General features: G+C 70.6%; 25 protein-coding genes, 1 tRNA gene, 1 pseudogene and 1 riboswitch. Of the genes and pseudogenes, 18 read left to right on the forward strand and 9 right to left on the reverse strand.

From position 1 onward, the window contains the following. Positions 1-12: 12 nt before the first annotated feature. Entirely contained in the window at positions 13-753 is a 741-nt protein-coding gene (locus MBA17_RS41135; RefSeq protein WP_238503305.1) for an FhaA domain-containing protein, read from the reverse strand. Positions 754-901: 148 nt separating this feature from the next. On the opposite strand from MBA17_RS41135, the gene MBA17_RS41140 reads away from it, so the two are divergent. Next, positions 902-984: transfer RNA gene (locus MBA17_RS41140), tRNA-Leu, on the forward strand. Between the two features lie 666 nt (positions 985-1,650). Here MBA17_RS41140 and MBA17_RS41145 read toward each other — a convergent pair. Both MBA17_RS41145 and MBA17_RS41150 read right to left on the reverse strand, forming a co-directional pair. Beyond that, the gene (locus MBA17_RS41145; protein WP_238503307.1) at positions 1,651-2,685 is read right to left on the reverse strand and encodes a hemolysin family protein; all 1,035 of its coding nucleotides are present in this window, start codon (positions 2,683-2,685) and stop codon (positions 1,651-1,653) included. Next, positions 2,682-4,037: a hemolysin family protein gene (locus MBA17_RS41150; protein WP_238503309.1), complete on the reverse strand. Its 1,356-nt coding sequence runs from the start codon at positions 4,035-4,037 to the stop codon at positions 2,682-2,684. The genes MBA17_RS41145 and MBA17_RS41150 overlap by 4 nt, the downstream gene beginning before the upstream one ends. A 294-nt stretch (positions 4,038-4,331) precedes the next feature. Here MBA17_RS41150 and MBA17_RS41155 point away from each other — a divergent pair, with 294 nt between their 5' ends. The 8 genes from MBA17_RS41155 to MBA17_RS41190 all read left to right on the forward strand — a co-directional run bounded on the left by MBA17_RS41155 (position 4,332) and on the right by MBA17_RS41190 (position 12,158). After that, positions 4,332-5,561, forward strand: coding sequence for an LCP family protein (locus tag MBA17_RS41155; protein WP_238503311.1), 1,230 nt, complete (start codon positions 4,332-4,334; stop codon positions 5,559-5,561). Positions 5,562-5,648: 87 nt separating this feature from the next. After that, complete coding sequence (locus tag MBA17_RS41160; protein WP_238503312.1) at positions 5,649-6,200, forward strand: DM13 domain-containing protein; 552 nt, start codon at positions 5,649-5,651, stop codon at positions 6,198-6,200. A gap of 24 nt (positions 6,201-6,224) precedes the next feature. After that, positions 6,225-6,830, forward strand: coding sequence for a TenA family protein (locus MBA17_RS41165; RefSeq protein ID WP_238503313.1), 606 nt, complete (start codon positions 6,225-6,227; stop codon positions 6,828-6,830). 17 nt (positions 6,831-6,847) lie between these two features. After that, the gene (locus MBA17_RS41170) at positions 6,848-7,726 is read left to right on the forward strand and encodes an Fpg/Nei family DNA glycosylase (protein ID WP_238503314.1); all 879 of its coding nucleotides are present in this window, start codon (positions 6,848-6,850) and stop codon (positions 7,724-7,726) included. A gap of 27 nt (positions 7,727-7,753) precedes the next feature. Continuing rightward, on the forward strand, positions 7,754-8,077 hold the full coding sequence (locus MBA17_RS41175; protein ID WP_238503316.1) for a rhodanese-like domain-containing protein: 324 nt from the start codon (positions 7,754-7,756) through the stop codon (positions 8,075-8,077). Between the two features lie 609 nt (positions 8,078-8,686). After that, positions 8,687-9,793: a hypothetical protein gene (locus MBA17_RS41180; RefSeq protein ID WP_238503317.1), complete on the forward strand. Its 1,107-nt coding sequence runs from the start codon at positions 8,687-8,689 to the stop codon at positions 9,791-9,793. A gap of 11 nt (positions 9,794-9,804) precedes the next feature. After that, positions 9,805-10,251 (forward strand): hypothetical protein, encoded by a 447-nt coding sequence (locus MBA17_RS41185; protein ID WP_238503320.1) that lies wholly within the window; start codon positions 9,805-9,807, stop codon positions 10,249-10,251. A gap of 453 nt (positions 10,252-10,704) precedes the next feature. Then, positions 10,705-10,816: riboswitch (TPP riboswitch) on the forward strand. Next, positions 10,806-12,158 carry a purine-cytosine permease family protein gene (locus MBA17_RS41190; RefSeq protein WP_238503322.1) on the forward strand — a complete coding sequence of 451 codons (1,353 nt, stop codon included), beginning with the start codon at positions 10,806-10,808 and terminating at the stop codon, positions 12,156-12,158. (Overlaps the previous riboswitch by 11 nt.) Here MBA17_RS41190 and MBA17_RS41195 read toward each other — a convergent pair. Further along, positions 12,132-12,689, reverse strand: coding sequence for a methylated-DNA--[protein]-cysteine S-methyltransferase (locus MBA17_RS41195; protein ID WP_238503323.1), 558 nt, complete (start codon positions 12,687-12,689; stop codon positions 12,132-12,134). The genes MBA17_RS41190 and MBA17_RS41195 overlap by 27 nt on opposite strands. A 147-nt stretch (positions 12,690-12,836) precedes the next feature. Between MBA17_RS41195 and MBA17_RS41200 the strand changes: the two genes are divergently transcribed. Continuing rightward, a complete protein-coding gene (locus MBA17_RS41200; protein ID WP_238503324.1) occupies positions 12,837-14,711 on the forward strand; it encodes a PAS domain-containing sensor histidine kinase in 1,875 nt (624 codons plus the stop codon). 127 nt (positions 14,712-14,838) lie between these two features. After that, complete coding sequence (locus tag MBA17_RS41205) at positions 14,839-15,297, forward strand: ATP-binding protein (RefSeq protein ID WP_455432953.1); 459 nt, start codon at positions 14,839-14,841, stop codon at positions 15,295-15,297. A 107-nt stretch (positions 15,298-15,404) separates the two neighbouring features. Here the strand turns inward: MBA17_RS41205 and MBA17_RS41210 are convergent, their stop codons facing one another. Genes MBA17_RS41210 through MBA17_RS41220 form a run of 3 tightly spaced genes read right to left on the reverse strand, consistent with a single transcriptional unit; the run spans position 15,405 to position 16,596 of the window. Further along, positions 15,405-16,100, reverse strand: coding sequence for a YidC/Oxa1 family membrane protein insertase (locus MBA17_RS41210; RefSeq protein WP_238503326.1), 696 nt, complete (start codon positions 16,098-16,100; stop codon positions 15,405-15,407). Between the two features lie 44 nt (positions 16,101-16,144). Continuing rightward, positions 16,145-16,426 (reverse strand): DUF6412 domain-containing protein, encoded by a 282-nt coding sequence (locus MBA17_RS41215; RefSeq protein WP_238503327.1) that lies wholly within the window; start codon positions 16,424-16,426, stop codon positions 16,145-16,147. Between the two features lie 2 nt (positions 16,427-16,428). Next, complete coding sequence (locus MBA17_RS41220; RefSeq protein WP_238503328.1) at positions 16,429-16,596, reverse strand: hypothetical protein; 168 nt, start codon at positions 16,594-16,596, stop codon at positions 16,429-16,431. Between the two features lie 157 nt (positions 16,597-16,753). Between MBA17_RS41220 and MBA17_RS41225 the strand changes: the two genes are divergently transcribed. Both MBA17_RS41225 and MBA17_RS41230 read left to right on the forward strand, forming a co-directional pair. Next, positions 16,754-17,452: a response regulator transcription factor gene (locus MBA17_RS41225; protein ID WP_238503329.1), complete on the forward strand. Its 699-nt coding sequence runs from the start codon at positions 16,754-16,756 to the stop codon at positions 17,450-17,452. Beyond that, positions 17,449-18,567, forward strand: coding sequence for a sensor histidine kinase (locus tag MBA17_RS41230; protein ID WP_238503330.1), 1,119 nt, complete (start codon positions 17,449-17,451; stop codon positions 18,565-18,567). The genes MBA17_RS41225 and MBA17_RS41230 overlap by 4 nt, the downstream gene beginning before the upstream one ends. A 565-nt stretch (positions 18,568-19,132) precedes the next feature. Here MBA17_RS41230 and MBA17_RS41235 read toward each other — a convergent pair. Continuing rightward, positions 19,133-19,522 carry a hypothetical protein gene (locus MBA17_RS41235; protein ID WP_238503331.1) on the reverse strand — a complete coding sequence of 130 codons (390 nt, stop codon included), beginning with the start codon at positions 19,520-19,522 and terminating at the stop codon, positions 19,133-19,135. A gap of 289 nt (positions 19,523-19,811) precedes the next feature. On the opposite strand from MBA17_RS41235, the gene MBA17_RS41240 reads away from it, so the two are divergent. The 3 genes and pseudogenes from MBA17_RS41240 to mptB form a co-directional block, all read left to right on the forward strand. Next, a complete protein-coding gene (locus MBA17_RS41240; protein WP_238503332.1) occupies positions 19,812-20,162 on the forward strand; it encodes an STAS domain-containing protein in 351 nt (116 codons plus the stop codon). A 23-nt stretch (positions 20,163-20,185) separates the two neighbouring features. After that, positions 20,186-20,896: a glycosyltransferase family 2 protein gene (locus MBA17_RS41245; RefSeq protein WP_238503333.1), complete on the forward strand. Its 711-nt coding sequence runs from the start codon at positions 20,186-20,188 to the stop codon at positions 20,894-20,896. 96 nt (positions 20,897-20,992) lie between these two features. Then, positions 20,993-21,718, forward strand: a pseudogene (mptB, locus tag MBA17_RS41250) (polyprenol phosphomannose-dependent alpha 1,6 mannosyltransferase MptB); the annotation flags it as partial. A gap of 517 nt (positions 21,719-22,235) precedes the next feature. Here the strand turns inward: mptB and MBA17_RS41255 are convergent. Further along, a complete protein-coding gene (locus tag MBA17_RS41255) occupies positions 22,236-24,407 on the reverse strand; it encodes an alkaline phosphatase family protein (RefSeq protein ID WP_238503334.1) in 2,172 nt (723 codons plus the stop codon). Between the two features lie 68 nt (positions 24,408-24,475). Between MBA17_RS41255 and MBA17_RS41260 the strand changes: the two genes are divergently transcribed. Both MBA17_RS41260 and MBA17_RS41265 read left to right on the forward strand, forming a co-directional pair. Beyond that, positions 24,476-25,714 (forward strand): glycosyltransferase 87 family protein, encoded by a 1,239-nt coding sequence (locus tag MBA17_RS41260; protein ID WP_238503335.1) that lies wholly within the window; start codon positions 24,476-24,478, stop codon positions 25,712-25,714. Positions 25,715-25,739: 25 nt separating this feature from the next. Then, complete coding sequence (locus tag MBA17_RS41265) at positions 25,740-26,126, forward strand: DUF4446 family protein (RefSeq protein WP_238503387.1); 387 nt, start codon at positions 25,740-25,742, stop codon at positions 26,124-26,126. Positions 26,127-26,153: the final 27 nt, after the last annotated feature.

The following is a 26,153-nucleotide window of genomic DNA, read 5'->3' on the forward strand; positions in this document are numbered from 1 at the left end:
GTTTGTCTACCTCTAATCGCGCCGGAACACCAGAGTCGTGCGCCCCAACGTCACGCGAATGCCGTTCGAGAGCTCGACCCGGCGAACCGGCTGGCCGTTGACGAAAGTGCCGTTCGTGGAGCCGAGATCGACGAGCACGACTTGAGGTCCCTCGACGCGTAGCTCGGCGTGGTGCCTGGAGACGCCCGGATCGACCAGGCGAAGATCGCAGTCGGTGCCCCGTCCCAGCAAGGTCACCGGTGTGGTGAGCTCGAAGGAACGCTGGCCCTGTGGATCGTCCTGGGTGGACACCAGTAGCCGCGGCCGCCCGCCGAAGGCGTGTGAAGGCGCGGCGGGCGTGTCGCTGACCGGCCGGCGGATCTCGTCCTGCTCGACGGTCGCGCCCCTGATCACCCCCGAGCGGATCCGGAACAGGCCGACGGCCAGATCCTCGGCCGTCTCGAACCTGACCCTGACCGGTCCCACGAAGGAGTAGCCCTGTTCCTTGGCGTACTCCCTGGCGAGGTTGGCCAGCTCGTGGCTGATGCTGTCCGCGTACACCTCCAGGCGCTCGCTGTCGGTCTTGGACAGCTCCACCACGAAGTCGTTGGGGACGAGCGTCCGCCCCTGCGCGACGATCGCGGCCCGCTCGTCCATCTCCCGCTGAACCGCACTGGCGACCTCGACCGGCTGAAGGTCGGATTTGAACGCCCGCGCAAAGGCTCCCTCAACCAAGCCTTCGAGCCGACGCTCGAAGCGCTGAAGGACTCCCACCGGGTACCTCCCTTCCTCCATGTTTGTCGTCGCGGCCGCTCAGATGCTCGTAGCCCTCGCACCTAGCTCCTCCGCTCGCGTCTAGAGGGATCGTATCCGGGTTCAGTACCACCGGCGGTTCCGTGCTACTGTTTCTCAGCACCCACAAGGGCGGGTGGCGGAACGGCAGACGCGCACGGTTCAGGTCCGTGTGTCCGAAAGGACGTGAGGGTTCAAATCCCTCCTCGCCCACTCGAATGTGGCCCCGGATGGTCGGAAGCTTAGCTTCCTTCCTCGGGGCATTCTCGTTGTATAGGCCCAGGAAGACCATCCCCTGGAGCCTTCGGCGTGCGGGGCTGTGCCCCCCACGCCCCCCTTCTGGCCTGCGACGCCCCCCTTCTGGCCTGCGGCCCTGCCGCTTCGGTCGCTTCGTTCCCTCGTTTCGTGAGGAACCTTCCCCCACACCCCCGATCGCTTCCATGCCGTGGTTCGGGTTTGTTCTGCTCCACGCCTGGTTTGTGGTGATCCTGGGCGTCTGCTGTGAGTTTCGGGGTTCGTACGGCATGTGGGTCTTCTCACCGTTGCGCCGCCCTGGGAGGGGTTCAGGCAGGGGCGGATGAGGTGGGGCGCTGGTGGGCTGGGATGGCATCTGGGTGGGCCGTTCGAGGGTGGGTGAGGCGATCTTGGTTCAAGGTAGTGGCTGTCTCTGCGGGAATGAAGCCCCTCACGGCGAGTCTGGAGCTTGATTTTTTGGGAGAGATGTGGCTCGTGTCTTTTGTACCTCCCGCGGCTTGCTGATCGCTTTCGGAATGCTTGCACCGCTTACTGATGACTTCGAGTCGGCGCCGCGTTTGTTACGCCAAGAGTGAAACGGCCCGCCCCGGGGGTGTCTCCCGGGGCGGGCCGTACTCGTGGGGGTCAGCGAGAGGTGGCGGCGGAGGTGTCGAGGAGTTCGCCGAGCAGGTCGGTCAGGCTGACCATGCCGATCACCTTGTCGTCCCCGTCGGTGACGAGCCCGAGGTGGGCGTGGGCGTCCTGGAGGGCGGCCACGGCCTCGGGGATGTTCGTCGCCGGCTGGAGGCGGGGCACGGGTCTGGCCAGCTCGGCCGGGGTGTGGCCCGGCCGGGTGAGGACGTCGCGGACGTGCAGCACGCCGACGACGTCGTGCGGCTCACCCGAGGTGACCAGCAGGCGCACCCGCCCGCTGCGGGCCGCCACGTCGCGGACGTGCGCGTCGTCGGCGCCCGCGGGTACGGCGGTGGCCTTCGCGATGGGCAGCATCAGCCGTTCGACGGGCTGCTGCTGCACCCGCAGCGCCCGGGTGAGCAGGTCGTGCTCGTCCCGGTCGAGCAGGCCCATCCGGCCGGACTCGCCCACCAGCATGGCGAGCTGGTGCGGGGTGCGGGTGGTGGCCAGCTCGTCACGGGGACGCACGCCGAACATCCGCAGCAGGACGTTGGTCAGCCCGTTCAGCAGCCCGATGACCGGCCGTACCGACCAGGTGAAGGCGCGGAACGGCAGCGCGAGCAGCAGTACCGCGCTCTCCGGGTGGGTGAGCGCCCACGACTTCGGCGCCATCTCGCCCACCACCATGTGCAGGAACGTGACCAGCACCAGCGCGATCCCCAGTGAGACCGCCACCTGGAACGTGTCGGGCAGGCCGACGGCCGCGAAGACCGGCTCCAGGGCGTGGTGGATGGCGGGCTCGGTGACCATGCCGAGGCCCAGCGTGCACAGGGTGATGCCGAGCTGGGCCGCGGCGAGCATCAGCGAGAGCTGTTTGCCGCCGCGCACGGCCGCGCGCGCCGCGGTCCGCATCAGCCGGCCGCCGCCGCTGGCGTTCTCCTCCAGCCGGTGCCGGCGGGCGGACACGAAGGCGAACTCGGCGGCCACGAAGAAGGCGTTGCCGATCAGGAGCACGATGCCGATGAGGCTCGCGAGTAGAAGGTTCATCGCCGGCCTCCGGTGGAGTCGGCGGGTACGGCGGGCGAGAGCCGTACCCACTCGGGGACGCGGCGGTGCACGGACATGACGGTCAGCTCGGCCAGCAGTTCGGCCGGGTCGTCCGCCTCGAACGGGTCCGTGTCGGGGGTGAGGGCGACCGTCACGGCGTCGCCCGGCTCCGGCATCCGGCCGAGGACGGCCAGCACCAGGCCGGCGACGGTCTCGTAGTCGTCGCTCTCGGGGAGGGAGATGCCGGTGGCGCGCTCGACCTCGTCGACGCGCAGGGTGCCGGGCAGGTCCCAGGCGCCGTGGTCCTGCTCGACGGGACCCGGCGGCTCGGGGTCGTTCTCGTCGATCAGCTCGCCCACCAGCTCTTCGGCGACGTCCTCGACGGTGATCACGCCGGCCAGCCCGCCGTACTCGTCGATCACGCAGGCCATGTCGTCGTGCGCGGCGCGCATCCGCTCCAGGACGACGGGCAGCGGCAGGGAGGCGGGGACGAGCAGGGGAGGCCGGCTGATCTGCCCGATCGTGGTGTCGGACGGGCCGGCCGCCAGCAGTTCGCGGACGCCGGTGAGGCCGATCACGTCGTCCTCGTCGAGGACGGGGTAGCGGGAGTGGCCGGAGTCGCGCATCGCCTGGAGCAGGTCGTCGACGGGACGCTCGGCGCGCAGCAGCACCACCCTGGGGCGGGGGACCATGACGTCCTCCGCGATGTGGTCGCCGAACTCCAGCGCGCGTTCGAGCAGCTCGGACAGGCGAGGCGGCAGTTCGCCGGAGGCGCCGGACTCGGCGATGATGCGGGACAGCTCGTCCGGCGTCGCGCCGTGCTCGACCTCCTCGACGGGCTCGACGCCGACCCGGCGCAGCAGCCGGGTGGCCGCGGTGTCGAAGAGCTTGATGATCGGGCCGGCGACGGCCAGGTAGGCGATGGTGGAGCGACCCAGGAACTTGGCCACCGGTTCCGGCCTGGCGATGCCGAGGTTCTTGGGGGCCAGCTCGCCGAGGACCATCTGGACCGTGGTGGCGACCACGATGCCGATCGTCACGGCCACGCCGGTGACGGCGGCGGGAGACAGTCCCGCGTCGGTCAGCCAGGGGCGTACGAGGTCGGCGACGGCGGGCTCGGCGAGGAAGCTGACCCCGAGCGCGGTGACGGTGATCCCGAGCTGCGCGCCGGAGAGCATGAACGACAGCCGCTCGGTGACCTTGAGCGCGCGCTCCGCGGCGGCGTCGCCCGCGGCGGCCTGCTCGCGGAGTATGCCCCGGTCAGCTGCGACGTAGGCGAATTCCTGGGCGACGAAGTAACCGGTCGCGACGGTGAGGAGCACGAGGGCCAGAAGGCCGAGGGCGATGGTCACCGGTGGTGCCTCGCGGAAACGGGTGAATCAGTGGTTCCCGTGCGGGTGCACGGGCTGGTACTCCATGAGTCCAGACTGGACACGATCATCCTTTCGATGGTGGTCGTCGGTAAACGTAACGATCGGGGAGGGGGTGGTTGTTTCCACGTGGCTCAGTTGGCTCACAGTCTTACCTCTGAGTACTTTTCCATGGGAAAACCTTGGTGAGAGGCCATCATTGAGGAGGCACCTCGACGTACCGTCGAGGAGGGCGGTATCGCCGAACATGTCGAGAAACGGGGCGGAGATCAGGACGTGGCTGACTGGCCAGACAGCGGGCGACGGTCGGACGACGACGATCGGACGCGCGCCATGCGGACCCCTGAGCCGAGGCAGGCGCAGCCGAGCCATCCGGTGCAGGGTCCTGGGCAGAACCCGTTCCAGAGTCCACCTCCGGGCGGGGAGCGGCCACGGGGAGGCTCGTCCAGGGTCTACGGCCGGGAGCGGTCGGGCGACGGGCCCGTACGGCCGTTGCGGGGGTCGGAGCCACCGCCGCCGCCGGGCGGCGGCGTGAAAACCACCCGCCGGCGTCGTCCCGGCAAGATCATCGCCATGGTGCTCGCGGCGCTCGTCGCGCTGCTGCTGGTGGGCACGGTGGTCGGCTTCTTCTGGGTCGACTCGCGGCTCGTCACCATCGAGGGCGTGCTCGACGACTACGAGGGCCGTCCCGCCGACACCCCGGGGGAGAACTGGCTGCTCGTCGGTTCCGACAGCCGCAAGGGCCTGACCTCGGCCCAGCGCAAGAAGCTCGCCACCGGCAGGGCGGCCGGGCAGCGCACCGACACGATGATGCTGCTGCACATCCCCGAGGGAGACGGCCGCCCGACCCTGGTCAGCCTGCCCCGCGACTCCTATGTGTCGATCCCCGGCAAGAGCCGTAACAAGCTCAACGCCGCCTATGCCTTCGGCGGCTCCCGTCTGCTGGTCCAGACGGTCGAGACGGTGACCGACATCCGGATCGACAACTACATGGAGATCGGTTTCGCCGGCTTCGTGGGCATCGTCGACGCCATCGGCGGCGTGGAGATCAACGTCAAGCAGAACATCAGGGACCCCAAGGCGGGCATCGACCTGAAGAAGGGCCTGCAGACGATGGACGGCGGGACCGCGCTCGGCTACGTGCGCACCCGGGCCACCGGCGCGCTGCCCGACCTCGACAGGACCCAGCGGCAGCGGCAGTTCTTCGGCGCGGTGGTGAAGAAGGCCGCGAGCCCCGGCGTGCTGTTCAACCCGTTCAGGGCGCTCCCGCTGGCGACGAGCGCGACCGACTCGATCACCGTCGACGGCGGCAGCGGCACCTTCGACCTGCTCTCGCTGGGCCTGGCGATGGGCGACGGGCCGTTGACGACCAGCGTCCCCGTCGGTGCGACGCCCAACGTTCCCGGCGTCGGCTCGGTGATCCAGTGGGACCGTGCGAAGGCGCTGCGCCTGTTCAAGGCGCTCGCGGAGGACAAGCCGGTGCCCAAGGACGCGCTGAATGTCTGACGGAAGGATTACGTAACCGCGAATCAGGGGCGCGGAGCGGCGGTGAGGTGCTGTGGTGGGAGGAAACACTCCCGACGGAGGTCGACCGTGAAGCTGAAGGCCCTGATCCGTCACCCGGCCACCTGGGCGGTCCTCGCCGTCGGTGCCGTGGTCTTCGCCGTGGCGATGTATCTGTTCCAGCCCTGGCGGCTGTTCACGACCGTGCGGGTCGACGAGGCGCTGCCGGTGGCCACGGCGCCGGCAGCGCCGGCGCCCGACGACCCGGCCGCCACGGCGGCGCCGCCCGCGAAGCCGAAGGAGTTGTCGAAGGGCACGTTCGTCTCCCACGAGCACGACACGTCGGGCCGGGCCAGGGTGCTGGAGCTGCCCGGCGGCGAGAAGGTGCTGCGGATCGAGGACCTGGACACCTCCGACGGTCCCGACCTGCGGGTCTGGCTGAGCGACCAGCCGGTCAAGAAGGGCAGCGCCGGGTGGTTCAACCTCGACGACGGCAAGTGGGTCGAGCTGGGTGAGCTCAAGGGCAACAAGGGCAACGCCAACTACGCGATCCCGGACTCGGCGGATCTCGACTCGCTGCGGAGCGTGACCATCTGGTGCAAGAGATTCAGCGTGTCCTTCGGAGCCGCCACCCTGGCGTGATCTTCAATCGCTAAGCTGGGATATATGCGGCTTTCGGATGAATTGCACGATATTGGCCACCCGCTACTCGGCTTCCAGCTCGCGCATCCCACCGTGACCGGGATCGCCAGGGGAGACCTGCCCGAGCCCGTGTTCCGGTCGTGGCTGGAGCAGGACTACCTCTTCCTGCTCGACTACACCCGGGTGTTCTCCCGGCTGGCCTGGCAGGCGCCGGATCAGCACCTCGGCGAGCTCGTCGACCTGGCCCACTCGACCTGGCACGAGGAGCTCGACCTGCACCGGTCGCTGTCCGCCGAGTTCGGGGCCGACCTCGAAGGGGCGCGCAAGGGCCCCGCCTGCGCCGCGTACACCGACTTCCTGCTCTCCTCGGCCGCGAACTACGGCGAGGGCCTGGCCGCGATCTATCCCTGCATGTGGGGATACTCCACGCTCGGCCGGATCCTGGCGGAATCCCCGCCGCTCGAACCGCGCTTCCGGGCCTGGGTGGACGCCTACGCCGATCCCGGGTTCGCCGCGCTCGCCGCCAGGATCGCCGAGATGATCGACGAAGCCGCCCCCGACCCCGAGCGGGCCAAGCTGCTGTTCCGCGAGGGCATGGCCCATGAGCTGGCCTTCTGGGACGTCGCCTAGCCCTTTAGGGTGGAGCCATGCCTGAGCTTCCCGAGGTGGAGTCGCTCGCCGAGTTCCTGCGCGAGCACGCGGTCGGCCGTACGATCGCGGGTGTCGACGTCACGGCCTTCCAGGCGCTGAAGACCGTGACCCCGCCGGTCACCGCCCTCGGCGGGCTGACCGTCACCGGGGTCGCCAGGCACGGCAAGTTCCTCGACCTCGACTGCGACGGGCTGCACCTGATCACCCACCTCGCCAGGGGTGGCTGGCTGCGCTGGCGCGAGGACCTCTCGGCCGCCAAGCCGGTCCGCCCCGGCAAGGGCCCCCTCGCACTCCGGGTACGGCTGGCACCGGACGAGGACGGCCGCGCGCCCGGCTTCGAGCTGACCGAGGCGGGCACGCAGAAACGCCTGGCCGTCTACGTCACCCCTGATCCCGCCCAGGTGCCCGGCATCGCCGGCCTCGGCCCCGATCCGCTCGCGCCCGGCTTCACCGTCGAGGTGCTCAAGGACATCCTCACCGCGGGCCGTACCCGGATCAAGGGCCTGCTGCGCGACCAGAAGGTGATCGCCGGGATCGGCAACGCCTACTCCGACGAGGTGCTGCACGTGGCGAAGATGTCGCCCTTCAAGATCTCCTCCTCGCTCACCGACGCGCAGATCGCCGACCTGCACGAGGCGATCGTCGGCACCCTGCGCGACGCCGTGCGGCGTTCCCACGGCCTGGCGGCGAAGGACCTGAAGTCGGAGAAGAAGTCGGGGCTGCGCGTCCACGGCAGGACCGGGCAGAAATGCGAGGTCTGCGGTGACACCATCCGCGAGGTCGCCTTCGCCGACTCCTCGTTGCAGTACTGCCCGACCTGCCAGACCGGCGGAAAGCCACTGGCGGACCGGCGGCTTTCCCGTCTGCTCAAGTAACCCGTCCGGGCCTGCGAGGATGGGAGCATGAGTGTTCCAGAGGCGGCGGCACGCACGGTGCCCGACGACGCGTTCCTGCTCGACGTCCGGGAGATCGACGAATGGCAGGCCGGGCACGCGCCCTCGGCCACGCACATCCCGCTCGGCGAGTTGCAGCAGCGGGTCGCCGAGGTGCCCCAGGACGCCACCGTCTACGTGATCTGCCGGATGGGCGGCCGCTCGGCACACGCGGCCGCGTGGCTGAACCACACCGGCAGGCAGGCCGTCAACGTCGAGGGCGGCATGCAGTCCTGGGCGGCCACTGGCCGCGAGATGGTCGGCGAAGGCGGCCACGAGCCCTTCGTCGCGTGACCTGAGGGGCACGGCGCCTGTGTTGTCGGAATCCATCCGGACGCGCCACTGATACGACGTACGCACATCGGCTGAGTGCCGGCGGTGGTCTTCCACGTGCCCGTGGCCCGACCACTCCTTGCGCTGCTTCAAGGTCACCTGTCCGCGATTGCCGCCCGTGGCCAGGTTCCCGTTCTGCCGCTTCAGGACCGTGCCCGGCCACGACTTGCACGCTGCCCGCGTCGCTTCGGCGGTCGCCGGCTGAGCCGCCGCGACCAGGCCGGGAGCGGGGTATGCCCGCCAGAGCCACTGACCGTACGTGACCGCCACAGTCGTCAGCCCCGGTACGGCTCACGCCGAAACTCATCCGGCCTCATCCGGCCTCGTCCGGCCACCTCGTGACCAGTTTCACGGCTCGTAAGAGCGACATACCTGCGACATACCGGGGTTTGTTTCAATCGCCCCGACGGAGCCCACCTCCCCGAGGCTGAGAACACCTGCGGCAGCTCTCCCGGGCAGTTTCGTGCTTACCAACCCAGAGCCTGAGCCGGCGACACAGACGGCTGACGCGCCCTGATCTGGACGTCGGCAGCATCTTTCTCCGAGGCGTCGAAAGGCGAAGGTCCGATCATGAACTTACGGGGATTAGCCGCGCTCGTGGCATGCCTGACCTGTTTCGTCGCCGCCTGTTCCACGGTGCCCGGCGAAGGCTCCGGCCAGTCCTCAGCGGAGCGTGCACCGCGCATCCTCCGCGCGGACAGTGACGGGGCGGTGGTGTTCGATCCCGGACAGGCCACGGTCAACGGCTTCGCCCGGGCCGGCGCTCTGGTGTGGCGGAACACGTCTATCGCCGACACGGCGATCGACATCGTCTGCCTCGCCCGCTGCCCGGCGACCGTCGTGTCCACGGAAGCCGCACCCGGCCAGCCGTCCGGCCAGGCGGCGCCTGACCCCTTCCGGCTCACCGAACGGGGCACGGAGGCGTTCCCCGTGTCCAAGGTGCCCGGCTCGCGCGTGCTGACCGCGCTCTCCCCCCGGGACGCCGTGGTGGAGGAGCGCACCGGTGGCCGTACCTGGATCAGGATCATCCGCCCGGGCGGCGAGGAGCGCATCAAGGTGCCGCACTCCGGCAACCAGTGGGTGGAGTCGGCCGACCGGAGCGCCGCGATCGCCTTCCCGGGACAGCCAGGGGGCCGGATGCTCAGATTCAAGCGCGACGCCGACGGTTGGAAGACGGCCGGCGGCAGCGTGGAACCGGGCATCGTCGACAGCGTCTGCGTCGCCGACCGGGGCGAGCGCTCCCTGGTGGTCGGACAGGAGACCACCCTGGTACGCGAAACGTCCGAGCGCGTCCGCGTAGATGCGGCGCTCGCCGAGGCACGCGAATGCGCGCTCGGCGAACAGACGGCGGCGCTGGTCGCCCGTGCCACCAACGATCAGGGCCGGTTCCGGACCGTCGTGCACGGGCTGTCCCCCGACGGGCGGCAGGCCTGGCGGCGAGAATTCGCCGCGGAGGCCGGCGTCACCGCACATCCGGCCGAGCCCTATCTCGGCATCACTCACGACCGGACGTTCGTCCTCGTGGACGGCTCCGGCCGCACCGTCTGGCAACGGGACGCGGTGGCCGCCGCCCGCTTCACGCCGGACGGGCAACTCGTCGTGGTGAGCCCCGACGGCACGGTGTCGTGGCTCCCGGCTGACCTCATAGACCCCCTCCATCAATCAACAACCAGATAAAGGAGCAATACATGTTAAACAAATTCGTACGCGGCACCGTCGTCGCCTCGGGCCTTGCCGTCGCCGTCCTCCTCGGCACCGCTGCCACGGCCCACGCGGGCAATGTGCAGGGCGCCTGCACCAAGGACGGCAGGAGCGCGACGGGATGGGTGCACTACACGTACGAGAGCAGCCTCGCCAAGGACAAGATCACGAAGTTCACCTGGGACATCAACGGTCAGTCCGGCTCAACGCTGAACGATGTCATCCTCGAACTGAAGCGCGACGTCAACAACGGATCGGACACCGTGCACTACGCGTATTCGACCAGCAGCGCGGATAACGGCAACGGCAGCCACACCCCCAGCCAGACCACGCGGGTGTCGGCGAGCTGGAACGCCTACGGGCGCTTCAACTTCATCTTCGACATCAACAACGAAATCGACCCGAGCTGCGTCGCGACGACCAGCCGCTTCTAGCCCGCCAAGGGCCTGACAGGCTCCCGCCGGAATCGCCGGCGGGAGCTCTGCGACGGTCGTCTACGTGCTGACGGGCCTGTTGGCCATACAGCGCTGGCGCCTGCTCCCTCACGCCGACCGGCAGAACGACGGGCGTCCGCCAGCCGGCCGAGCGCCCCCGCCCAGCTGGATGGCCGTCCGACAGGGGCCCCGCTGGGCCATGGTCACCGAAGTTCTGGCACCTCACCGCCGTACCCACTGATCAACTGAGTGGCGCCTGGCCGTAGCCATAGAGGTTCGGGGCCGTATCAAGGGGTGGCGGCAAAGGTGGACGCGCGCTTGCCGCACAGCCGCGAAGTACAGCTACGGGCACGCATGTAGCTGTACTTCAGCGGACGCGTCAGGCTGGGCGGTGTGATCTCGCACCCCCTGTCATAAAAGGGGGCCGATGGGGCATGATGGGCCGCGAACTGCATAAATCACTGCGGGAGCTCGGGCGTAACCGGGCTGAGAGGGTAGCCAGCGCTGCCGACCGCCTGAACCTGTCCGGGTAATGCCGGCGTAGGGAGCGTGTGATGGCGTCGGACGTCGTCGATTCCCCCCAGTCTTCCACTCCTGCGGCCACCGAGGCCCCGCTCACCCTCGACCAGGCCGCCCCGAAGACCCTGGGCGTGCTCGACCAGGGGGCCTTCTGGGCCAATCTGGGCGTCAGCCTGCTGGGCTTCTCCGGCGCGCTCGCCCTGCTGGCCCCTCTCGGCGGGCCGCCGCTGACCTTCACCGCCGCGATCGTCGCCGCGGTGGTCGGCAGCGTGATCGGTACCGCCATGGTCGGCCTCGCGGCTGTTCCCGGGGCCCAGACCGGGATGCCGGCGATGGTCCTGCTGCGCGGCCTGTTCGGCGCGAAGCTGTCGTACGCGCCCAGCGTGCTCAACATGATCCAGATGGTCGGGTGGGGCGCGTTCGAGCTCTGGGTGATCGCTCAGGGCGCGCAGGCGGTGTTCGGTGACTCCGTGCCGCTCGCCGTCTGGGTGGTGGTGGCGGGACTGATCACGATGGCGCTGACCATCTGGCCGCTGGGATCGATCAGGCTGCTGCGCCGGTTCGTCACGGCGGGCGTGGTCGTCTCGATGATCTGGCTCTCCGTGGCGCTGTTCAGGCAGGTGCCCACGCTCGGCGGCGGGTCGTGGGACTCCTTCGCGCCCGCGGTCGACGTCGTGATCGCGTTGTCGGTCTCGTGGGTTCCGATGGCCGCCGACTTCGCCCGCCACTCGCGGTCCAGCAGGGCGGCCTTCGGCGGCGTGTTCGTCGGCTACTCGATCGCCCAGGTCGCCTGCCTGGCGTTGGGCATCGTCGCGCTCTCGCTGGTGGGCAACGATGTGGACGCGGTGTGGGGGGCGTTCGTCGCGGCGCCGCTCGGCGCGCTGTTCTTCGGCGTACTGGTGCTCCGGGAGGCCGACCAGTCGTTCGCGAACGTCTACTCCACCACCATGTCGCTGCAGAACCTGATGCCGAGGGTGGACCGGCGGATCATCTCGGTGGTGATCAGCGTGGTGATCACGTGCCTCGCGCTGGTGGTCGACGTCAACGCCTACACCGCGTTCCTGGGGTTGATCGGGGCCGTGTTCGTGCCGATGTTCGCGGTGCTGGCCGTCGACTACTTCGTGCTCGGCGGCCGGACCAGGTGGAACACGGCCGAGGACGCGCCGTCGCGGTGGCCGATGGTCGTGCCGTGGGTGCTCGGGTTCGCCACCTGGTGGATGATCGGCGGCTCCGGCGTGTCGTGGTGGCAGGCGTGGTGGACCTCGGCCCGCGAGGCGGTCGGCTTCGTGCCGCAGCCGTGGATGAGCGCGGCGCTGGGCGCGTTCCTCGTCGCCGCGCTGGTCACCCTGCTGATCAACCGGCTAACGCGGCTTCTCCAGCCGAAGTAGGTGCGCCTTGGCGGCGGCCCCGCCGGCGTAGCCGCCGAGGCCGCCGCCCTGCTCCAGCACGCGGTGACAGGGCAGGATCACGCACACCGGGTTGCCCGTCAGCGCGTTGGTGACGGCGCGCAGGGCCTGCGGCCGCCCGATCCGCTGGGCGATCTCGTGGTACGTCGTGGCGGTGCCGTACGGCACGGCTCGCATCATCTGCAGGACGGTGCGCGCGAACGGCGTGGCGAGTTGCAGGTCGGCCGACGCGTTGAAGGTGCGCAGGCGGCCGGCGAAGTAGGCGTCCATCTCGCGCCTGACCGGATCCAGCCGGCGCGGGTCGGGGCCGATGAACGTGCCGACGGTCCGGGAGATCCGCTCGAACACGGTGTGCTCGTCGTCGAAGCTGCACGAGACGACGCCGCGGGCCGTGGCCGCGATCACCAGCAGCCCGATCGGGGTCTCCGTGGTGCCGAAGGCGATGTCGGGCGGGCCGTCGCCCCGATAACCGGGAGAGGTGACGCGCAACAGGGCGTCGAGGTCGCCGGACACTGGCCCTCACCCTCTCGCGTACACGACTGCGCTGAGCGCAGCGTATCGGACGGATCGGCACATCGGAGCAGCACGCAGGTGGCGTGGCCCCTCGCGGACCGGACGAAAGTACCAAGATCGGGCTAGTGAAACGGGCACTATGGGAGGGTGGGTGACGAGAGGGCAGGGAGTGACGAAGACCTCGCGTGGGCGGTTCTGGCGAGTTCCCCCAATGCGATCATCGCCCTGGACCGCGACGAGACCGTCCTTTTCTGGAACCCCGCGGCGGAGGAGTTGTTCGGCTGGCGCGCCGAGGAGATGCTCGGCAGGCGCACGCCGCTGATCCCCGGCGAGCTGACGGCCGAGCACAACGCGGTGCTGGAGCGGGTCCGCACCGGCGGTCAGGTATCGCTCCGCACCAGGCGGTTCCGCAGGGACGGGCTGCTGCTCGACGTCCGCGTCGACACCAGCGCGCTGCGCTTCGGCTCCGACACGGTGGCGGGCTACGTGTGCGTCCACCACCGCCCGCAGGACGACGAGGCGGCCCAGGGCTGGGGGGCGCACCGGGCCAGGCTGGTGCGCAAGCTCACCGACGTGGTCGGCGACATCAACGCCGAGCTGGAGCTGCCCGCGGTGCTCGACCGGATCGCGGCCAGCCTCACCGAGCTGACCGGCGCCGACGCGGGCGGCTTCGTGCTGATCGAGGGTGAGCGGCTGCGGCTGGTCAGCGGGCACCGGCTGCCCAGGTCGCTGCGCGACGCCACCGCCGACCTGCGCAGCAGCCTGGTCGGCAAGCTGATGCGCACCGGCAAGACCGTGCTGCTGGAGACCAAGGAGCTCGACGACCTGATCTGGTCGGAGCTGCCCGGCCTGCACTCGATCGCGCTCGGCGTGGCCGCCGTGGGCGGCCGGCCGTACGGCGCGCTGTACGCCCTGTTCGCCAAGCGGAAGGCCGGGCACGTCGAGCTGGAGCTGCTTGAGCTGCTCGCCGGGCATGCCGGGATCGCCGTGGGCAACGCCATGGCCTACCAGGACGCGGTGCGCCAGCGTGCCCACGAGCGCGCGGTCTTCGACGCCAGTGCCGACGGGATCGCGGTGCTCGACGGCGCGGGCAAGGTGTTGCAGTGGAACCCGGCGGCGGGGGAGCTGACCGGACGCCCGGCCGAGGAGGTGCTCGGCGGGCCGCCGCCGTTCCCGCTGCCCGAGCCGGGGGAGAAGCTCACCTTCCAGCTCGCCTCCGGCGTCTGGCTCGACGTGGTCTGCGCGGAGATCTCCGAGACGGGCGAGATCGTGGTCGACTTCCGCGATGTCACCCGGGCCAAGGAGCTGGAGGAGGCCAAGGATCTCTTCCTCGCGACCACCAGCCACGAGCTGCGCACGCCCATCACGGTGGTGCGCGGCTTCGCCAGCACGCTGGACAGCAGGTGGGACAAGCTGACCGACGAGGAACGACGCTCCGCCGTGCACACCATCGCCGAGCGGGCCCGGTCGCTCGGGCAACTGATGGATCACCTGCTGCTCGGGTCGCGGGCGGGCGCGGAGGAACTGGCGGTCCGGGCGGTGCCGTTCGATCTTGGGGCGCTGGTCCGCGGCGCGACGCTCGGCATGCCGGCGTTCTCCGACCGGCACCGGGTCGACGTGGTGGTGCCCGACGATCTGCCGATGGTGATCGGCGACACGCTGGCCACCGACATCGTGCTCGGCCAGCTGCTGGAGAACGCCTTCAAGTACTCCCCGAACGGCGGGCTGATCAGGGTGGCCGCGTGGGCGGAGGACGACGAGGTGGCCGTGGTGGTCGAGGACGAGGGCGTGGGGATCGCCGCCGCCGACCGGGAGCGGATCTTCGAGCGGTTCGTCCAGGTGGAGAGCGGTGACCGGCGCAGGTTCGGGGGCGTGGGGCTCGGTCTCTACATTGTCCGGAACCTCGCCAGGGCACAGGGTGGTGACGTCACCGCGCAGCCACGCCCGGGCGGGGGCACCCGGATGCGGCTCGTCCTGGCAAAGGCCGTCGCCACTACCGGATGCGACACGCCGATGCGGTAACGAGGTGGTAACAGAAAAGCTGATCTATTGTCGAATGCGTACAAGCTGTAATCGACACCCGGTTTCTCCGGCCGCCGAACGGGGCATTTCGGTCGTACTGGGGTGTGCCCCACCGGGGGCAACGGGAATGGGGGAGGTGAGTGCGTCGAGCGTCGTGCTGCTGCCGTACGCGCTGTCCAGCGTCGCCGTCGCCCGCCAGCGCCTCTGTTCTGACCTGCAGGAATGGGGAGTCTTCACGTCCTCCATCGAGGATGCCGTCCTCGTGGTCAGCGAGTTGCTGAGCAATGCGTTGCGTCACGCGCACCCTCTGCCGTCTGGGCAGATAGGGGTGGCCTGGCGTTGGACCGAAGGGCACGTCGAAGTGGCGGTGAGTGACGGAGGCTCGGCCACCGAACCTCGCGCGGGACGTCCCACCCTCTCCTCCCTCGGCGGTCGTGGCCTCGGCATCGTCGAGTTCATCGCCGAGCGCTGGGGAGTCAGGCACGACGGTGAGATCACCACCGTGTGGGCCATGCTGCCCGTTCCCGAGCCGGTGAACGGAAAGATGACCACACCCGACATCCCCGCGCTCCGGGAGTGCGGCTAGCCAGACGGACCCCGAGCCCGTGCCGGAGCGCATGCGGAAGTGATCCGCGTGCCTGCGGCGCGGGGGTCGGACCCGGGCGGAGACGATGATCCGCGCCCCGGAGTGAGTCAGGCGGTCGCCGGCCTCGGGTGCAGGACGCCGCGCTCGATCGCGGTCCAGGCCGTGGTGGTGACCAGGTACAACGCGGCGGCCAGCGGGAGCACCGCCGCCGCGAGCAGGGTGCCGTAAGGGAGCAACGGCAGGAGCCGCCGCAGCGCCTCGGGCTGCGTGTCGTCCGCCGCCGCGCGCGCACGTCGCGAGGTCACCCAGGCCACGGCCGCGAGCAGCGCGAACACCACCGCGAACACCAGCACGGGCACGCTGAACAGCCCGAAGGCGCCGATCGTGCCCGCCACCTGCTGGGCGAGCGGCGCGCCGAACAGGGTGTGCGCGCTCGGCGCCCCGGCCACCTTGAACAGCAGCATGAAGAACGGAAGCTGGGCGATCGAGGGCAGGCAGCCCGCCAGGGGCGTGGCGTTGTTCTTCGCGTAGAGCGCGGACAACTCCTGCCGCATCCGCTCCGGATCCCGCTCGAAGCGTTTGCGCAGCTTCGCCGCCTCGGGCGCCAGCCGTACCCTCGTCTTCTCCCCGCGCGCCGCCAGCACGCTGAGCGGGAGCAGGGCCAGGCGTACGGCCATCGTGCACAGGATGATCGCCAGAGCCGTGGCGTTGGCCCCCGCCAGGGGGGCGACCAGATCGGCGAGCGCGGTGAGCAGCCCGCTGGTGAACGTGATGATGCCGTCGAACATGGAGGGTGAGCCCATCTGTCGGTTCCTTCAGGGAAACGGGACAGTGGCGCACCGCGTGATCACGCGGGCGCCGGGCTCACAGCCGGGGCTCGTGGGCGGGGCCTGCCGGCCGCGTCGGGATCACGCTGCCTGACGAACGTCGTACGGCGGGCACGGTCGCGCGCCGCCAGCGGGGAACGGGGGCCCGCCGCGGAACCACCGCGCAGCACGGTCGCCGCCCAGGCGAGCAGCAGCACGCTCAGCCCGGCGACGGCGACCCCCGCCAGCACGTTTCCGGGATCGCCGCCGGCCCCCACGGCCAGCACGGCCAGATGGAGCAGGAGCAACCGGACGGCGAGCATGGCTACTTGGCGAACTTCCCGATGACGGTGACGACGCCGACCACGAGGGCGGCGATCACCCCGACGATGAGCAGCAACTTGAACATGCCGATCAGGGTGGGCAGGACCAGCCCGAACACCACCCAGAGGGCGAGCAGCACGCCGACGACGCCCAGCACGATACGAACCATGCGCCCAACGTACGTCGTGGGCGCCGCCGATGCGCCGGCGAACCGTAACGATCAGGGCCTCCTCTTACGGATCGATGACGTGCCGCCTGCCCGGCCCCGCCCCGCCGTACCGTGGAGGTGTGTTCTCTTCCAGCGGCCGAACCGAAGTCGGGACCAGGTGAGCGCCCGGATCCTCGTGGTCGACGACGACCCCACCGTCGCCGAGGTGGTCGCCAGATACCTCGAACGCGACGGGCACGTGGTCGAATGCGTCGGCGACGGGGCCGAGGCGTTGCGCCGCGCCCTGAACAATCCTCCCGATCTGCTCGTCCTCGACCTCATGCTGCCCAAGATGGACGGCCTGCAGGTCTGCCGGAGACTTCGCGAGCGCTGGCCGGTCCCGGTGATCATGCTGACCGCGCTCGGTGACGAGATGGACCGGGTGGTCGGCCTCGAAACCGGCGCGGACGACTACGTGACGAAGCCGTTCAGCCCGCGCGAGCTGGCCCTGCGGGTGCAGTCCGTGCTGCGCCGCGCCCGCGGCGCCCCCGTCACGACCGGCACCGGCGTGCTGCGCGACGCCGACCTGCGCGTCAACGTGGGCGCCCACGAGGTACGGCTCGGCGATCAGGAGGTCATGCTCACCGCCCGCGAGTTCGACCTCCTGGCCTATCTGATGCGCAACCCCCGGCAGGCGTTCAGCCGATCGGCCCTCCTCGACCAGGTGTGGGGCTGGTCCTTCGGCGACTCCTCCACAGTGACCGTCCACGTCCGCCGCCTGCGCGAGAAGATCGAGCCCGACCCCACCGCGCCGCGCCGCATCGTCACGGTCTGGGGGGTCGGCTACCGGTACGAGCCGTTGGACGCGGCCGGATGATGATGGAGATCCTGGCCGTCACGGCCGGGCTCGGCATTCTCGTCGCGGCGGCGGGCGTGGTGGCCATGTGGCTGCTGCGTGGCCGTTCGATCGGGGTGATGCTGGCCGTCGTCGCCGTGATCACAGTGATGGCGACGCTGGGCGGAGTGGTGGCGATCACGCTGGAGATGCTCATCGACGACTCCTCGCGCGACATCGTGCTCAGCGTGGTCGCCGTGGGCGGCGTCGTCGGGCTGGGCGTGGCCCTGGTGCTGGCCCGCAGGGTGGTGGGCGCCAGCCGCCGTCTGGTGGGGGCGGTGCGCGAGGTGCCGGAGGACGGCGGGTTCGTGTCGCCGCGCGGGCTGCCCGCGGAGCTGGACACGATCGCCAGGACCCTGGAGGAGGCGTACACGCGCCTGCGGGTCGGGCGGGAGCGGGAGCGCGCCCTGGAGACCGCGCGGCGCGAACTGGTGGCCTGGGTCAGCCATGACCTGCGCACGCCGCTCGCCGGGATGCGGGCCATGGCGGAGGCCCTTGAGGACGGCGTGGTCGACGACCCGCCGACCGTGCGCAGGTACCACGCCCAGATCCGGATCGAGGTCGACCGGCTCTCCGGCATGGTGGACGACCTGTTCGAGCTCTCTCGCATCCACGCGGGCGCGCTGCGGCTCTCCCGCACCCGGATCGGCCTCGCCGACCTGGTGGCCGACGCCCTCGCCGGCGCCGAGCCGCTCGCCCGCGTCAAGGGGATCCGGCTGAACGTCGAGGCCGACGACGTGGTGCCCGTCGAGGCCGACGCGGGGGCGCTGGGCCGGGCGCTGCGCAACCTCGTGGTCAACGCCATCAGGCACACCCCCGGCGACGGCTCCGTCGTCGTCCGCGCCCGGGTCCACGAGGGCCTCGCGTATCTCTCGGTCACCGACGCCTGCGGCGGCATCCCGGCCGAGGACCTGCCACGTGTCTTCGACGTCGCGTTCCGCGGCGAGGCGGCCCGCACGCCCACCCCCGACGGCGGCGGGGCCGGACTCGGTCTGGCGATCGCCCGGGGGATCGTGGAGGCCCACCAGGGCGACATCGACGTCGAGAACGACGGTCCAGGCTGCCGCTTCGAGATCCGTCTCCCATTGTCCGGCTGACGGTTCGGATCCAGACCGGCGGTGGTCTTTCGGCGGGACGGGGTCTCGCGCGGGGAAAACCGTGGAGATATCCGGAGGGGTCGGGGAGCGGAAAACTCGGTGAATCTTTAAGGACTCAGGACTGAATCTTGCCGCAAAAGCCGGGGACGGGAATCCGCCCCGGTCCGCCTCGGCGAAGGGCATCAGAATCGACACGCCGGCGACTCGCGGGACAGATGCGAGCACGGGCGTCGAAGCGAAGGAAATGGCCCGCGAGCGGGTTGTCACGGCGCCCGGCCACAGCCGCTGGAGTGCCATGGGCCCACGGACCTGAATCACCTACGGCGGGTGGCGCCGGGTGGGCATGGCCGTACGGCGAAAGGCGCATGGGTGCACGGACGTGAATCACCTGCGGTGAGTGGGGCCGGGTGGGTGTGGTCGTGCGGTGAAAGGCGCACCCGTTTTATCCACACCCCGTCTGTGGATAACTTTTGGCGACTCGCCCCCCGATTGGACGATCGCCATGGTGGAAGGCTTGCCGACACGGAAAGACACGGCCGGTGACCTTGTGTACGACCACCCCAAGTTATCCACAGGCGATCTGTGGATAACCCGGATCGGGTGCCTCCTCGAACGGCTCGCGGCGCGTCCACCAGGGGGAGTCGAAAGACTCGGAGATCGCCCTGAATGTCGGGCACGGCCAGCGCCACATGCAGCTTCTGCAGCGCAAGATCGGGTTCGCCGCGTCGCTGGTGATCCCGCCCGCGTCGCGCGGCTGGTGCAGGTCGAGCAGCCGCAGCCCCAGCTCGGCGAACCCGAGCAGCTCCTCCCTGGCCACGTCCAGGAAGTCGAGGTCGTGCGTCGCCACGCGGGCCCGGATGGGCACGTTTCCCTCAGGGTCGGCCAGTTCGCGAAGAGGGATCGTGGTCTCTCTCCATGATCTGGCCTTGTTCGCGCGGGCCAGGATCTCCGTCATTCGCGCGCGTAGTCGCCGGCGCTGGGGATCGTCCTCAGGTAGTTCACTGTTCATCGCTGCCGCAGGGCTCGTATGCCCGACGCCCGCCCTTCTCTTGTGAAGTGACGACCGGACGCGGAGGGTCGGGTTTCCCCTTCCCTCCGCCCGTGCCGGTATCGCACAGCGTAAAGCTTCGCGCACTCTGAGTTTTCATGGGAGGGAAACGGGGGACAAAGGGCTGACGACTCCACGGGCGGCCGATCTGCGAGAGAACGTGACCCGGAGCCCCGGCGACGCTAGTGTGCCCGCTGTGGAGCTCAAGGTCTCGACTCGATCACATACCGGCCACGCCGTAATGGCGGTCGCCGGTGAAATCGACCTCTATACGGCGCCCCGTCTGCAAGCCGAGTTCACTCGGCTGCTGGAAGACGGGCCCTCACGGGTGGTCATCGACATGTCCGGTGTCGACTTCTGCGACTCGACGGGCATGAACGTGCTGCTGTCCGCGCTGAAACGGCTGAAGGAGCGCGGCGGCGCGTTGGAGGTGGCGGCCCCGCGCCCGGCTGTGCGAAAGATCCTCCAGGTCACCGGGCTCGATTCGGTGTTCGTCGTGCACGACGCCGTGCCCGAGGAGATGCTCATCGCCGAGTCCCAGGGGTAGCCTCCGGGCTACGATCGATCACCATGGACACAGCGGTGATCATTCCGGCGAAGGACGAGGCCGACCGCATCGGCGCGACCGTGACCGCCGCCCTGGCCCTGCCAGGCGTGGATCTGGTCGTGGTCGTCGACGACGGCTCGACGGACACCACCGGCCGCGTGGCCCGAGCCGCGGGCGCCAGGGTCGTACGGCACAGCCGCAACCGCGGCAAGGCCGCCGCCATGGAGAGCGGCGCCGAGGCCGTCCGCCTCCTCGATCCGCCGCAGGAGCCGCCGAGGCACCTGCTGTTCCTCGACGCCGACCTGGGACAGACCGCGGGCGCGGCGGCCCCCCTCGTGGAGCCCGTGCGCGCGGGCGAGGCCGACATGACCATCGCCGTCTTCGTGACCCGCGTCAAGCTCGCGGGCCACGGCCTCGTCGTCGGCCTGGCCCGCGACGGCATCAAGCGCGCCACCGGCTGGACCGCCACTCAGCCGCTCAACGGCCAGCGCTGCCTCACCAGGGCCGCCTTCGAGGCGGCCCGGCCGCTGGCGCACGGTTTCGGCGTCGAAACGGGCCTCACCATCGACCTGATCCGCCGTGGTTACCGGGTCACCGAGGTGGAGGTCGAGATGTCGCACCGCGCCACCGGCGCCGACTGGCGCGCCCAGGCGCACCGCGCCCGGCAGTTCCGCGACGTCGCACGGGCCCTGCTCGCCCGCAAGGCGCTGCACCTGACCCGGCTGAATCCATGATCCACTTCACGGGTACCGCGGGTGGTGTGCTGGAATTCGCGGGTGATTGGTAAGGGTTGGCAGGCTTGGGTTGGCGTGTCCGGGATCGGCGCCAGCGTGCTGGCGACCGTCGCGATCGGCCTGCTCGGGCCCTCGGCGATGGTGCCCGAACTGCCGGGCGCCTCCTGGCAGCCGCCGTACTCCCTGGAGGCGCGGCCCGCCGGAGAGTTCGTGATCGCGCTGGCCGCCGCCGCGATCCTGCTGGGAGCGGCCGGCCTGAGTGCCGCCCTGCTCGCCGTACGGCGGGTGAAGGTGGACGCGCGGTGGCTGGTGGCCGCGGGCTGCGTGGTGGCGGGCGTGCTGGCGTTCCTGCCGCCGTCGGGGTCGGCCGACCACCTCAACTACGCGGCGTACGGGCGGATCGGGGCGCTCGGGCTCGACCCCTACGCGACGACGCCCGCCCAGCTTCCCGGCGATCCGGTGGCCGGGGCGGTGGAGGAGTGGATCGCGACTCCCAGCGTCTACGGGCCGGTCGCCTCCGCCGTACAGGTGCTGGCGAGTCTGGTCGGCGGCGAGTCGGTGCGGTTGACCGTCTTCGCGTTGCAGGTCGTGAACGCCGCCGCCTTCGTGGTGACCGCGCTGCTGCTGCACAGGTTCACCCGGGGGGACGCGCGGGCGGCGCTACTGTGGGCGGCCAACCCGCTGGTGATCTACCAGCTCGCCGCCGGGATGCACGTGGACACCCTGGCCGTGGTGGCCGTGGTCGCCGCGCTGGTGGTGCGGACCCGGGGAGTGGCCACCGGGCTGCTGCTCGGGCTGGGGATCGCGGTGAAGGTCAACGTCGGGCTGGTCGCGCTGGGGCCCGCGTGGGAGCTGCGGCGGTCGCCGGGGCGGCTGGTGCTGGTCGCGGGGGTGGCGACCGCCACGGTGGCGGGCGCCTACCTGCTGGCCGGGCCGCACTCGCTCGACCAGGTGAGCAGGGCCAGCCGGTCCATCACGCTGGCGTCCCCGTGGAACACGGTGCAGGCCGGGTTGCAGTCGCTGCTCGGGCCCGGCGGCTACGTGATCTGGATCCAGCTCGCCGCCCTGCTGGTGATGGCCGGGCTGGCCTGGCTGCTGCTGCGTGCCATGCCCGACCTCCAGGCGCCACACGTGGCGGCGGCCGTCGTGGTCGCCTACCTGTTCGCCGCGCCGTACGTGCTGCCCTGGTACGACGGGCTGGCGTTCGCGCTGGTCGCGTTGATCCCCGCCTCGGCGCTCGACGGGTTCCTGGTGGCGCGGCTCACCGCGCTCTCGCTGGCCTATCTGCCCGCGCGGGTGATGGACCAGCCCGAGGGCCTGCTGTGGCTGCGCACGGTGGTCAGGGAGCAGGTGGCGCCGTGGATTCTGCTCGCTTTGACGGTCGCACTGGCGGTGTGGGCGTGGCGAGCCCGGACAACTGCAGGGCCTGTACGGCAGCGGACAGGGTCAGCGGAACTGCGATCGTGAGCGCCATCGCCGGGATCGCGATGCCCGAGTCGTTGACCAGGAAGCCCGCCAGAGCGCAGGTCAGCGCGCCGAGCAGGCCCGCACGCAGGGTCGGCGCCCGCCGGTAGGAGAGGGTCAGCGCCGAGACGCCCCAGCGCGACGGCCTGGCCAGGATGAGGAACAGGAAGGCGAGCGCGGTGACCGACAGGATGGTCAACGGCAGGTTGCCCAGGGTGCCGATCATCGCCGAGAGCTTCCTGCCGATCACCGGCCCCGCTTCGCCGTCGATCACCTGCTGGAAGAATCCGCCGAGATGGGTGCGCTGGTCGACCGGCCGGAGCCAGTCGGCGAAGGCGATCGCTGCGATGATCGCGACGGCCGCCACCCCGACGAGGGCCAGTTTGACCGCCGACACCCTGCGGCGGGACAACAGCATCACGAACATCGCCAGGCCGGGCACGAACGCGAGCACGCCGCCGAAGTCGGCCCCCCAGGACGGCCAGCCGTCCGCGAAGACCGCCAGCGCCCCGTAGCCCACGCACACGCTCACCGCCAGCACCTTGCGCCCCCGGGCGAGCAGCGGCTGGGCCACCCCGGCGAGGAACATGATCGTGCCGGTGGCGAACACCGCGAAGGCGATGTTGCCGAACCCGTAGAAGCGCCCGCCGGTGACCGGTTCGTAACCGGTGACGGCGTTGACCTGGAGCCGCGAGCCGGTCATCACGTCGAGCATCAGCCCCAGGGAGGTGATCCCGGCCACCACGGTCAGCGGCCCGATCACGGATTTCCGCCACGGCCCGGCGAACGCCAGCCCGGCGATCGCGCAGCTGAACCCGAGGATCGTCGCGATCAGCCCGGCCATCGGGCTGCCCAGGCTCCACCAGGGCACGAGCTGGGCCAGGAAGGTGGCCACCGCGATGCCGCCGCTGATCACCGCCACGACCCGGGTGGCCGCGAGCACCCGCGAACCACCCCAGCCACGCCGTACGGCCAGCGCCGCCACGGCGTAGAACAGCACCTGGACGATCACGAAGACCAGGAAGAACGGCGCCCGCACGGTCCGCAGCACCTGGCTGGCGAGGTCGGCGTCGGCCAGTTCGCCGACGGTGGCGGCGGTGGCGGCGGGGGAGTCGCCGCCGCCCTGCCAGACCCGCCCGCCGAGCCCGGCCGGCGCGTCGAGGCCCAGCAGGTCGATCGCGGTGGCGGTGAGGTCGGTGATGGTGACCAGCGCGTCCTGCCGGGTGGAGGAGGCGGTCAGGTAGCCCTTGGCGTACGGCCGGCCGGCGATGGCGACGTGCAGGTGGGCGGCGGTGGAGCTGTCGGAGACGCCGGCGACCAGCACCGTCGTGCCGGGCGGCAGCTTGCCGAGCAGCGTGCCGATCCGGCGGTCGGCGGCGGCGGCGGCCTCGTGCCTGGTCCGCTCCGTCGGCGGGATGAGCTCGCCGGTCTCGTCGACGCCCTCGCCGATCCAGGCCCTGGCCAGGTTGTCGGCTTCCATCACGATCAGCTGGTAGGGGGTGAGGTCGCCGAGGGCCTCCGTGGTAGCCGTGTATTGGCCGATATTTCCGTTCTTATCGGCTGCGCCGAGGGCCGCCCCGGGCCCGATCGCCGCGACCTTGCCCCCGGCGTCGACCACGGCCTGACCCAGCGTGCCGATCTTCGCGCCGTACGACTGTTCCCGGTTGAAGGCCACCAGACTGTCCCAGCCCGGCACGCGGGCGGTGCCCTCGTTGGTCCGCTCAGGCAGCGGCGGCAGGCCGCATCCCGCGCCCTGCGCCCCCGCGCGCTGTCCGGCCGAGACGGTGAGCCAGCCGGCCACCGGGCAGGTGATGCCCTGCTCCGGCGGCGGGATCGCCCGGGTGGACATCGACGCCGTGCCGCCCTCGCCGGCCAGCCGCCACAGGTTGGGCGTGCGCTCCGCGCTGACGTCGGACCATTCGAGCCCCGGCACCCCGATCAGGGCGACCCGCCCCGTCGCGGTCGCCTCCGCCGTACCACCCCCGGCCAGCACGATTCCGGCGATCAGGGACACCAGCAGGACCCACAAGGCCCGCGCCCGCTTCATGCTCCTCCTCGCGGGGCGAGATCTACGCCCCCTCGCTGACCACAGCGTCCACGGTAACCTCCCACGTCGTGACGACCGACGAGGTGCCTACGATCAAGAAACCCGGGTGGACCTGGCTGCCCGCCGTGACGATCGCCGTCCTGGCGATCGCACCACTGGTCGCCTACTGGCTCGGCAATGTCGATGATCAACGGCTTGTCGACCTCGATGTGTACCGTACCGGGGGGCAGGCACTGCTCGACGGCCGTCCGGTCTACGACTTCGTGACGCCGGCTCCGCAGTTGCTGCCGTTCACCTACCCGCCGATCGCGGCGCTGCTGGCCATCCCGCTGGCGCTGGTGTCGTGGCCGATCGCCCAGTGGGGCTGGACCCTCGGCGTCTTCCTGGCGCTCGCGGTCACCGTCGGGTACGGCTTCCGCCCGCTCCTCGCCAGGATGGACCGGGTCAAACTGCCCCTGCTGTTCGCGGCGCTGATGGTGGCGTGCACGTATCTCATGCCGATCCGCGACCAGGTCCGGTTCGGGCAGGTCGACATCCTGCTGGTCGCGCTCTGCCTGGCCGACTGCGTGGCGCGACGGCCGTGGTGGCCGCGCGGGCTGCTGATCGGATTCGCGACGGCGGTGAAACTCACCCCAGGCGTGTTCCTGATCTATCTCCTGATAACGGGATTCGGTCCCGGGGCCGACCAGACGCAGCGCCGTACGCTCTACATGGCCGTCTTCACCGCCACGCTGCTCACCGTGCTGCCGTTCCTGGTGATCCCCGGCGACGCCGCCCAGTTCTGGTTCTCCGCGCTGCTCGACTCCGACCGGCTCGGCTCGAACACCGGCACCACCAACCAGTCGATGCGCGGCATGCTCCTCCGCCTCTACCTGCCCGACGTGCTGACCACCGCCCTCTGGATCGCGCTCGTCGCGGCGGTCGGCTGGTACGGCTTCCGCGCCGCGCGCCGGGCGCTGGCGGCGGGCGACACGATGACCGCCGTGGCCCTCACCGGCCTGATGGCCGTGCTGCTGTCGCCCGTCGCCTGGATCCACCACCTCGCCTGGGTCGTCGTGGTGATCGCGGCCCTCGCCGGATCCGGCCACGACCTCAGAAGGCTCCTGGTGGCGGCCGGGGTCTGGCTCTACTACGTGCTGCCCATCCCCTGGTGGGGAGTGACGATCAGGGCCGCCGAGATACCCGTGGTGAGCCCGGTGCTGGGGCGGATCGTGCAGAACGCGTTCGGGCTGGGGGCGCTCGGGCTGGTCTGGCTGCTCGCCTGGTGGCTGCCCCGGCGTCGTGGCGATTCCCGCCCCATCACCTGACCTGTTCGTTACCCTCGGTGAGGTGATGGTCGCGATCTGGGTAATCGTTGGCGTCGTCGCCGGGGCCACCGGGGTGACGATCGGGTTCCTGGCGCTGCGCGAGGCCAGGGCCGCCGTCGCCGACTGCCTGCGGACCGTCGCCCGGCAGTCGGCGGACGGCGCGGCCGACCTGAAGGCCATCCGCGACGTCGCCGTCCACCGCTACGACGCCCTGGAGGAGATGAGCGGGCGGCTGTCCTTCTCCGTCGCGCTGATCAACGGGCTCGGCGACGGCATCGTGCTCACCTCGATCAACGGCCGCTCCGAGACCCGCACCTACGTGCGCCCGGTCCGCGGCGGCAAGGGGCCGCAGCCGCTGTCCCCCGAGGAGGAACAGGCGGTGCGCGCCGCCCGGCTCGGTATCGGCCCCTGAGAGTTCGCCGTGGCCTACCCTTGTGAT

Origin of the sequence: Dolomitihabitans soli (genome assembly GCF_022213955.1) — a bacterium.
Taxonomy (GTDB): domain Bacteria; phylum Actinomycetota; class Actinomycetes; order Streptosporangiales; family Streptosporangiaceae; genus Streptosporangium_A; species Streptosporangium_A soli.

Excerpts from the sequence above, each read along its gene's own strand:
- MBA17_RS41265 (WP_238503387.1), top strand. The coding sequence starts at position 25,740 with ATGGTCGCGATCTGGGTAATCGTTGGCGTCGTCGCCGGGGCCACCGGG.
- MBA17_RS41145 (WP_238503307.1), bottom strand. The coding sequence starts at position 2,685 with ATGAACCTTCTACTCGCGAGCCTCATCGGCATCGTGCTCCTGATCGGC.
- MBA17_RS41165 (WP_238503313.1), top strand. The coding sequence starts at position 6,225 with ATGCGGCTTTCGGATGAATTGCACGATATTGGCCACCCGCTACTCGGC.
- MBA17_RS41210 (WP_238503326.1), bottom strand. The coding sequence starts at position 16,100 with ATGGGCTCACCCTCCATGTTCGACGGCATCATCACGTTCACCAGCGGG.
- MBA17_RS41190 (WP_238503322.1), top strand. The coding sequence starts at position 10,806 with ATGGCGTCGGACGTCGTCGATTCCCCCCAGTCTTCCACTCCTGCGGCC.
- MBA17_RS41180 (WP_238503317.1), top strand. The coding sequence starts at position 8,687 with ATGAACTTACGGGGATTAGCCGCGCTCGTGGCATGCCTGACCTGTTTC.
- MBA17_RS41215 (WP_238503327.1), bottom strand. The coding sequence starts at position 16,426 with ATGCTCGCCGTCCGGTTGCTCCTGCTCCATCTGGCCGTGCTGGCCGTG.
- MBA17_RS41170 (WP_238503314.1), top strand. The coding sequence starts at position 6,848 with ATGCCTGAGCTTCCCGAGGTGGAGTCGCTCGCCGAGTTCCTGCGCGAG.
- MBA17_RS41230 (WP_238503330.1), top strand. The coding sequence starts at position 17,449 with ATGATGATGGAGATCCTGGCCGTCACGGCCGGGCTCGGCATTCTCGTC.
- MBA17_RS41185 (WP_238503320.1), top strand. The coding sequence starts at position 9,805 with ATGTTAAACAAATTCGTACGCGGCACCGTCGTCGCCTCGGGCCTTGCC.
- MBA17_RS41220 (WP_238503328.1), bottom strand. The coding sequence starts at position 16,596 with ATGGTTCGTATCGTGCTGGGCGTCGTCGGCGTGCTGCTCGCCCTCTGG.
- MBA17_RS41255 (WP_238503334.1), bottom strand. The coding sequence starts at position 24,407 with ATGAAGCGGGCGCGGGCCTTGTGGGTCCTGCTGGTGTCCCTGATCGCC.
- MBA17_RS41175 (WP_238503316.1), top strand. The coding sequence starts at position 7,754 with ATGAGTGTTCCAGAGGCGGCGGCACGCACGGTGCCCGACGACGCGTTC.
- MBA17_RS41245 (WP_238503333.1), top strand. The coding sequence starts at position 20,186 with ATGGACACAGCGGTGATCATTCCGGCGAAGGACGAGGCCGACCGCATC.
- MBA17_RS41205 (WP_455432953.1), top strand. The coding sequence starts at position 14,839 with ATGGGGGAGGTGAGTGCGTCGAGCGTCGTGCTGCTGCCGTACGCGCTG.
- MBA17_RS41235 (WP_238503331.1), bottom strand. The coding sequence starts at position 19,522 with ATGACGGAGATCCTGGCCCGCGCGAACAAGGCCAGATCATGGAGAGAG.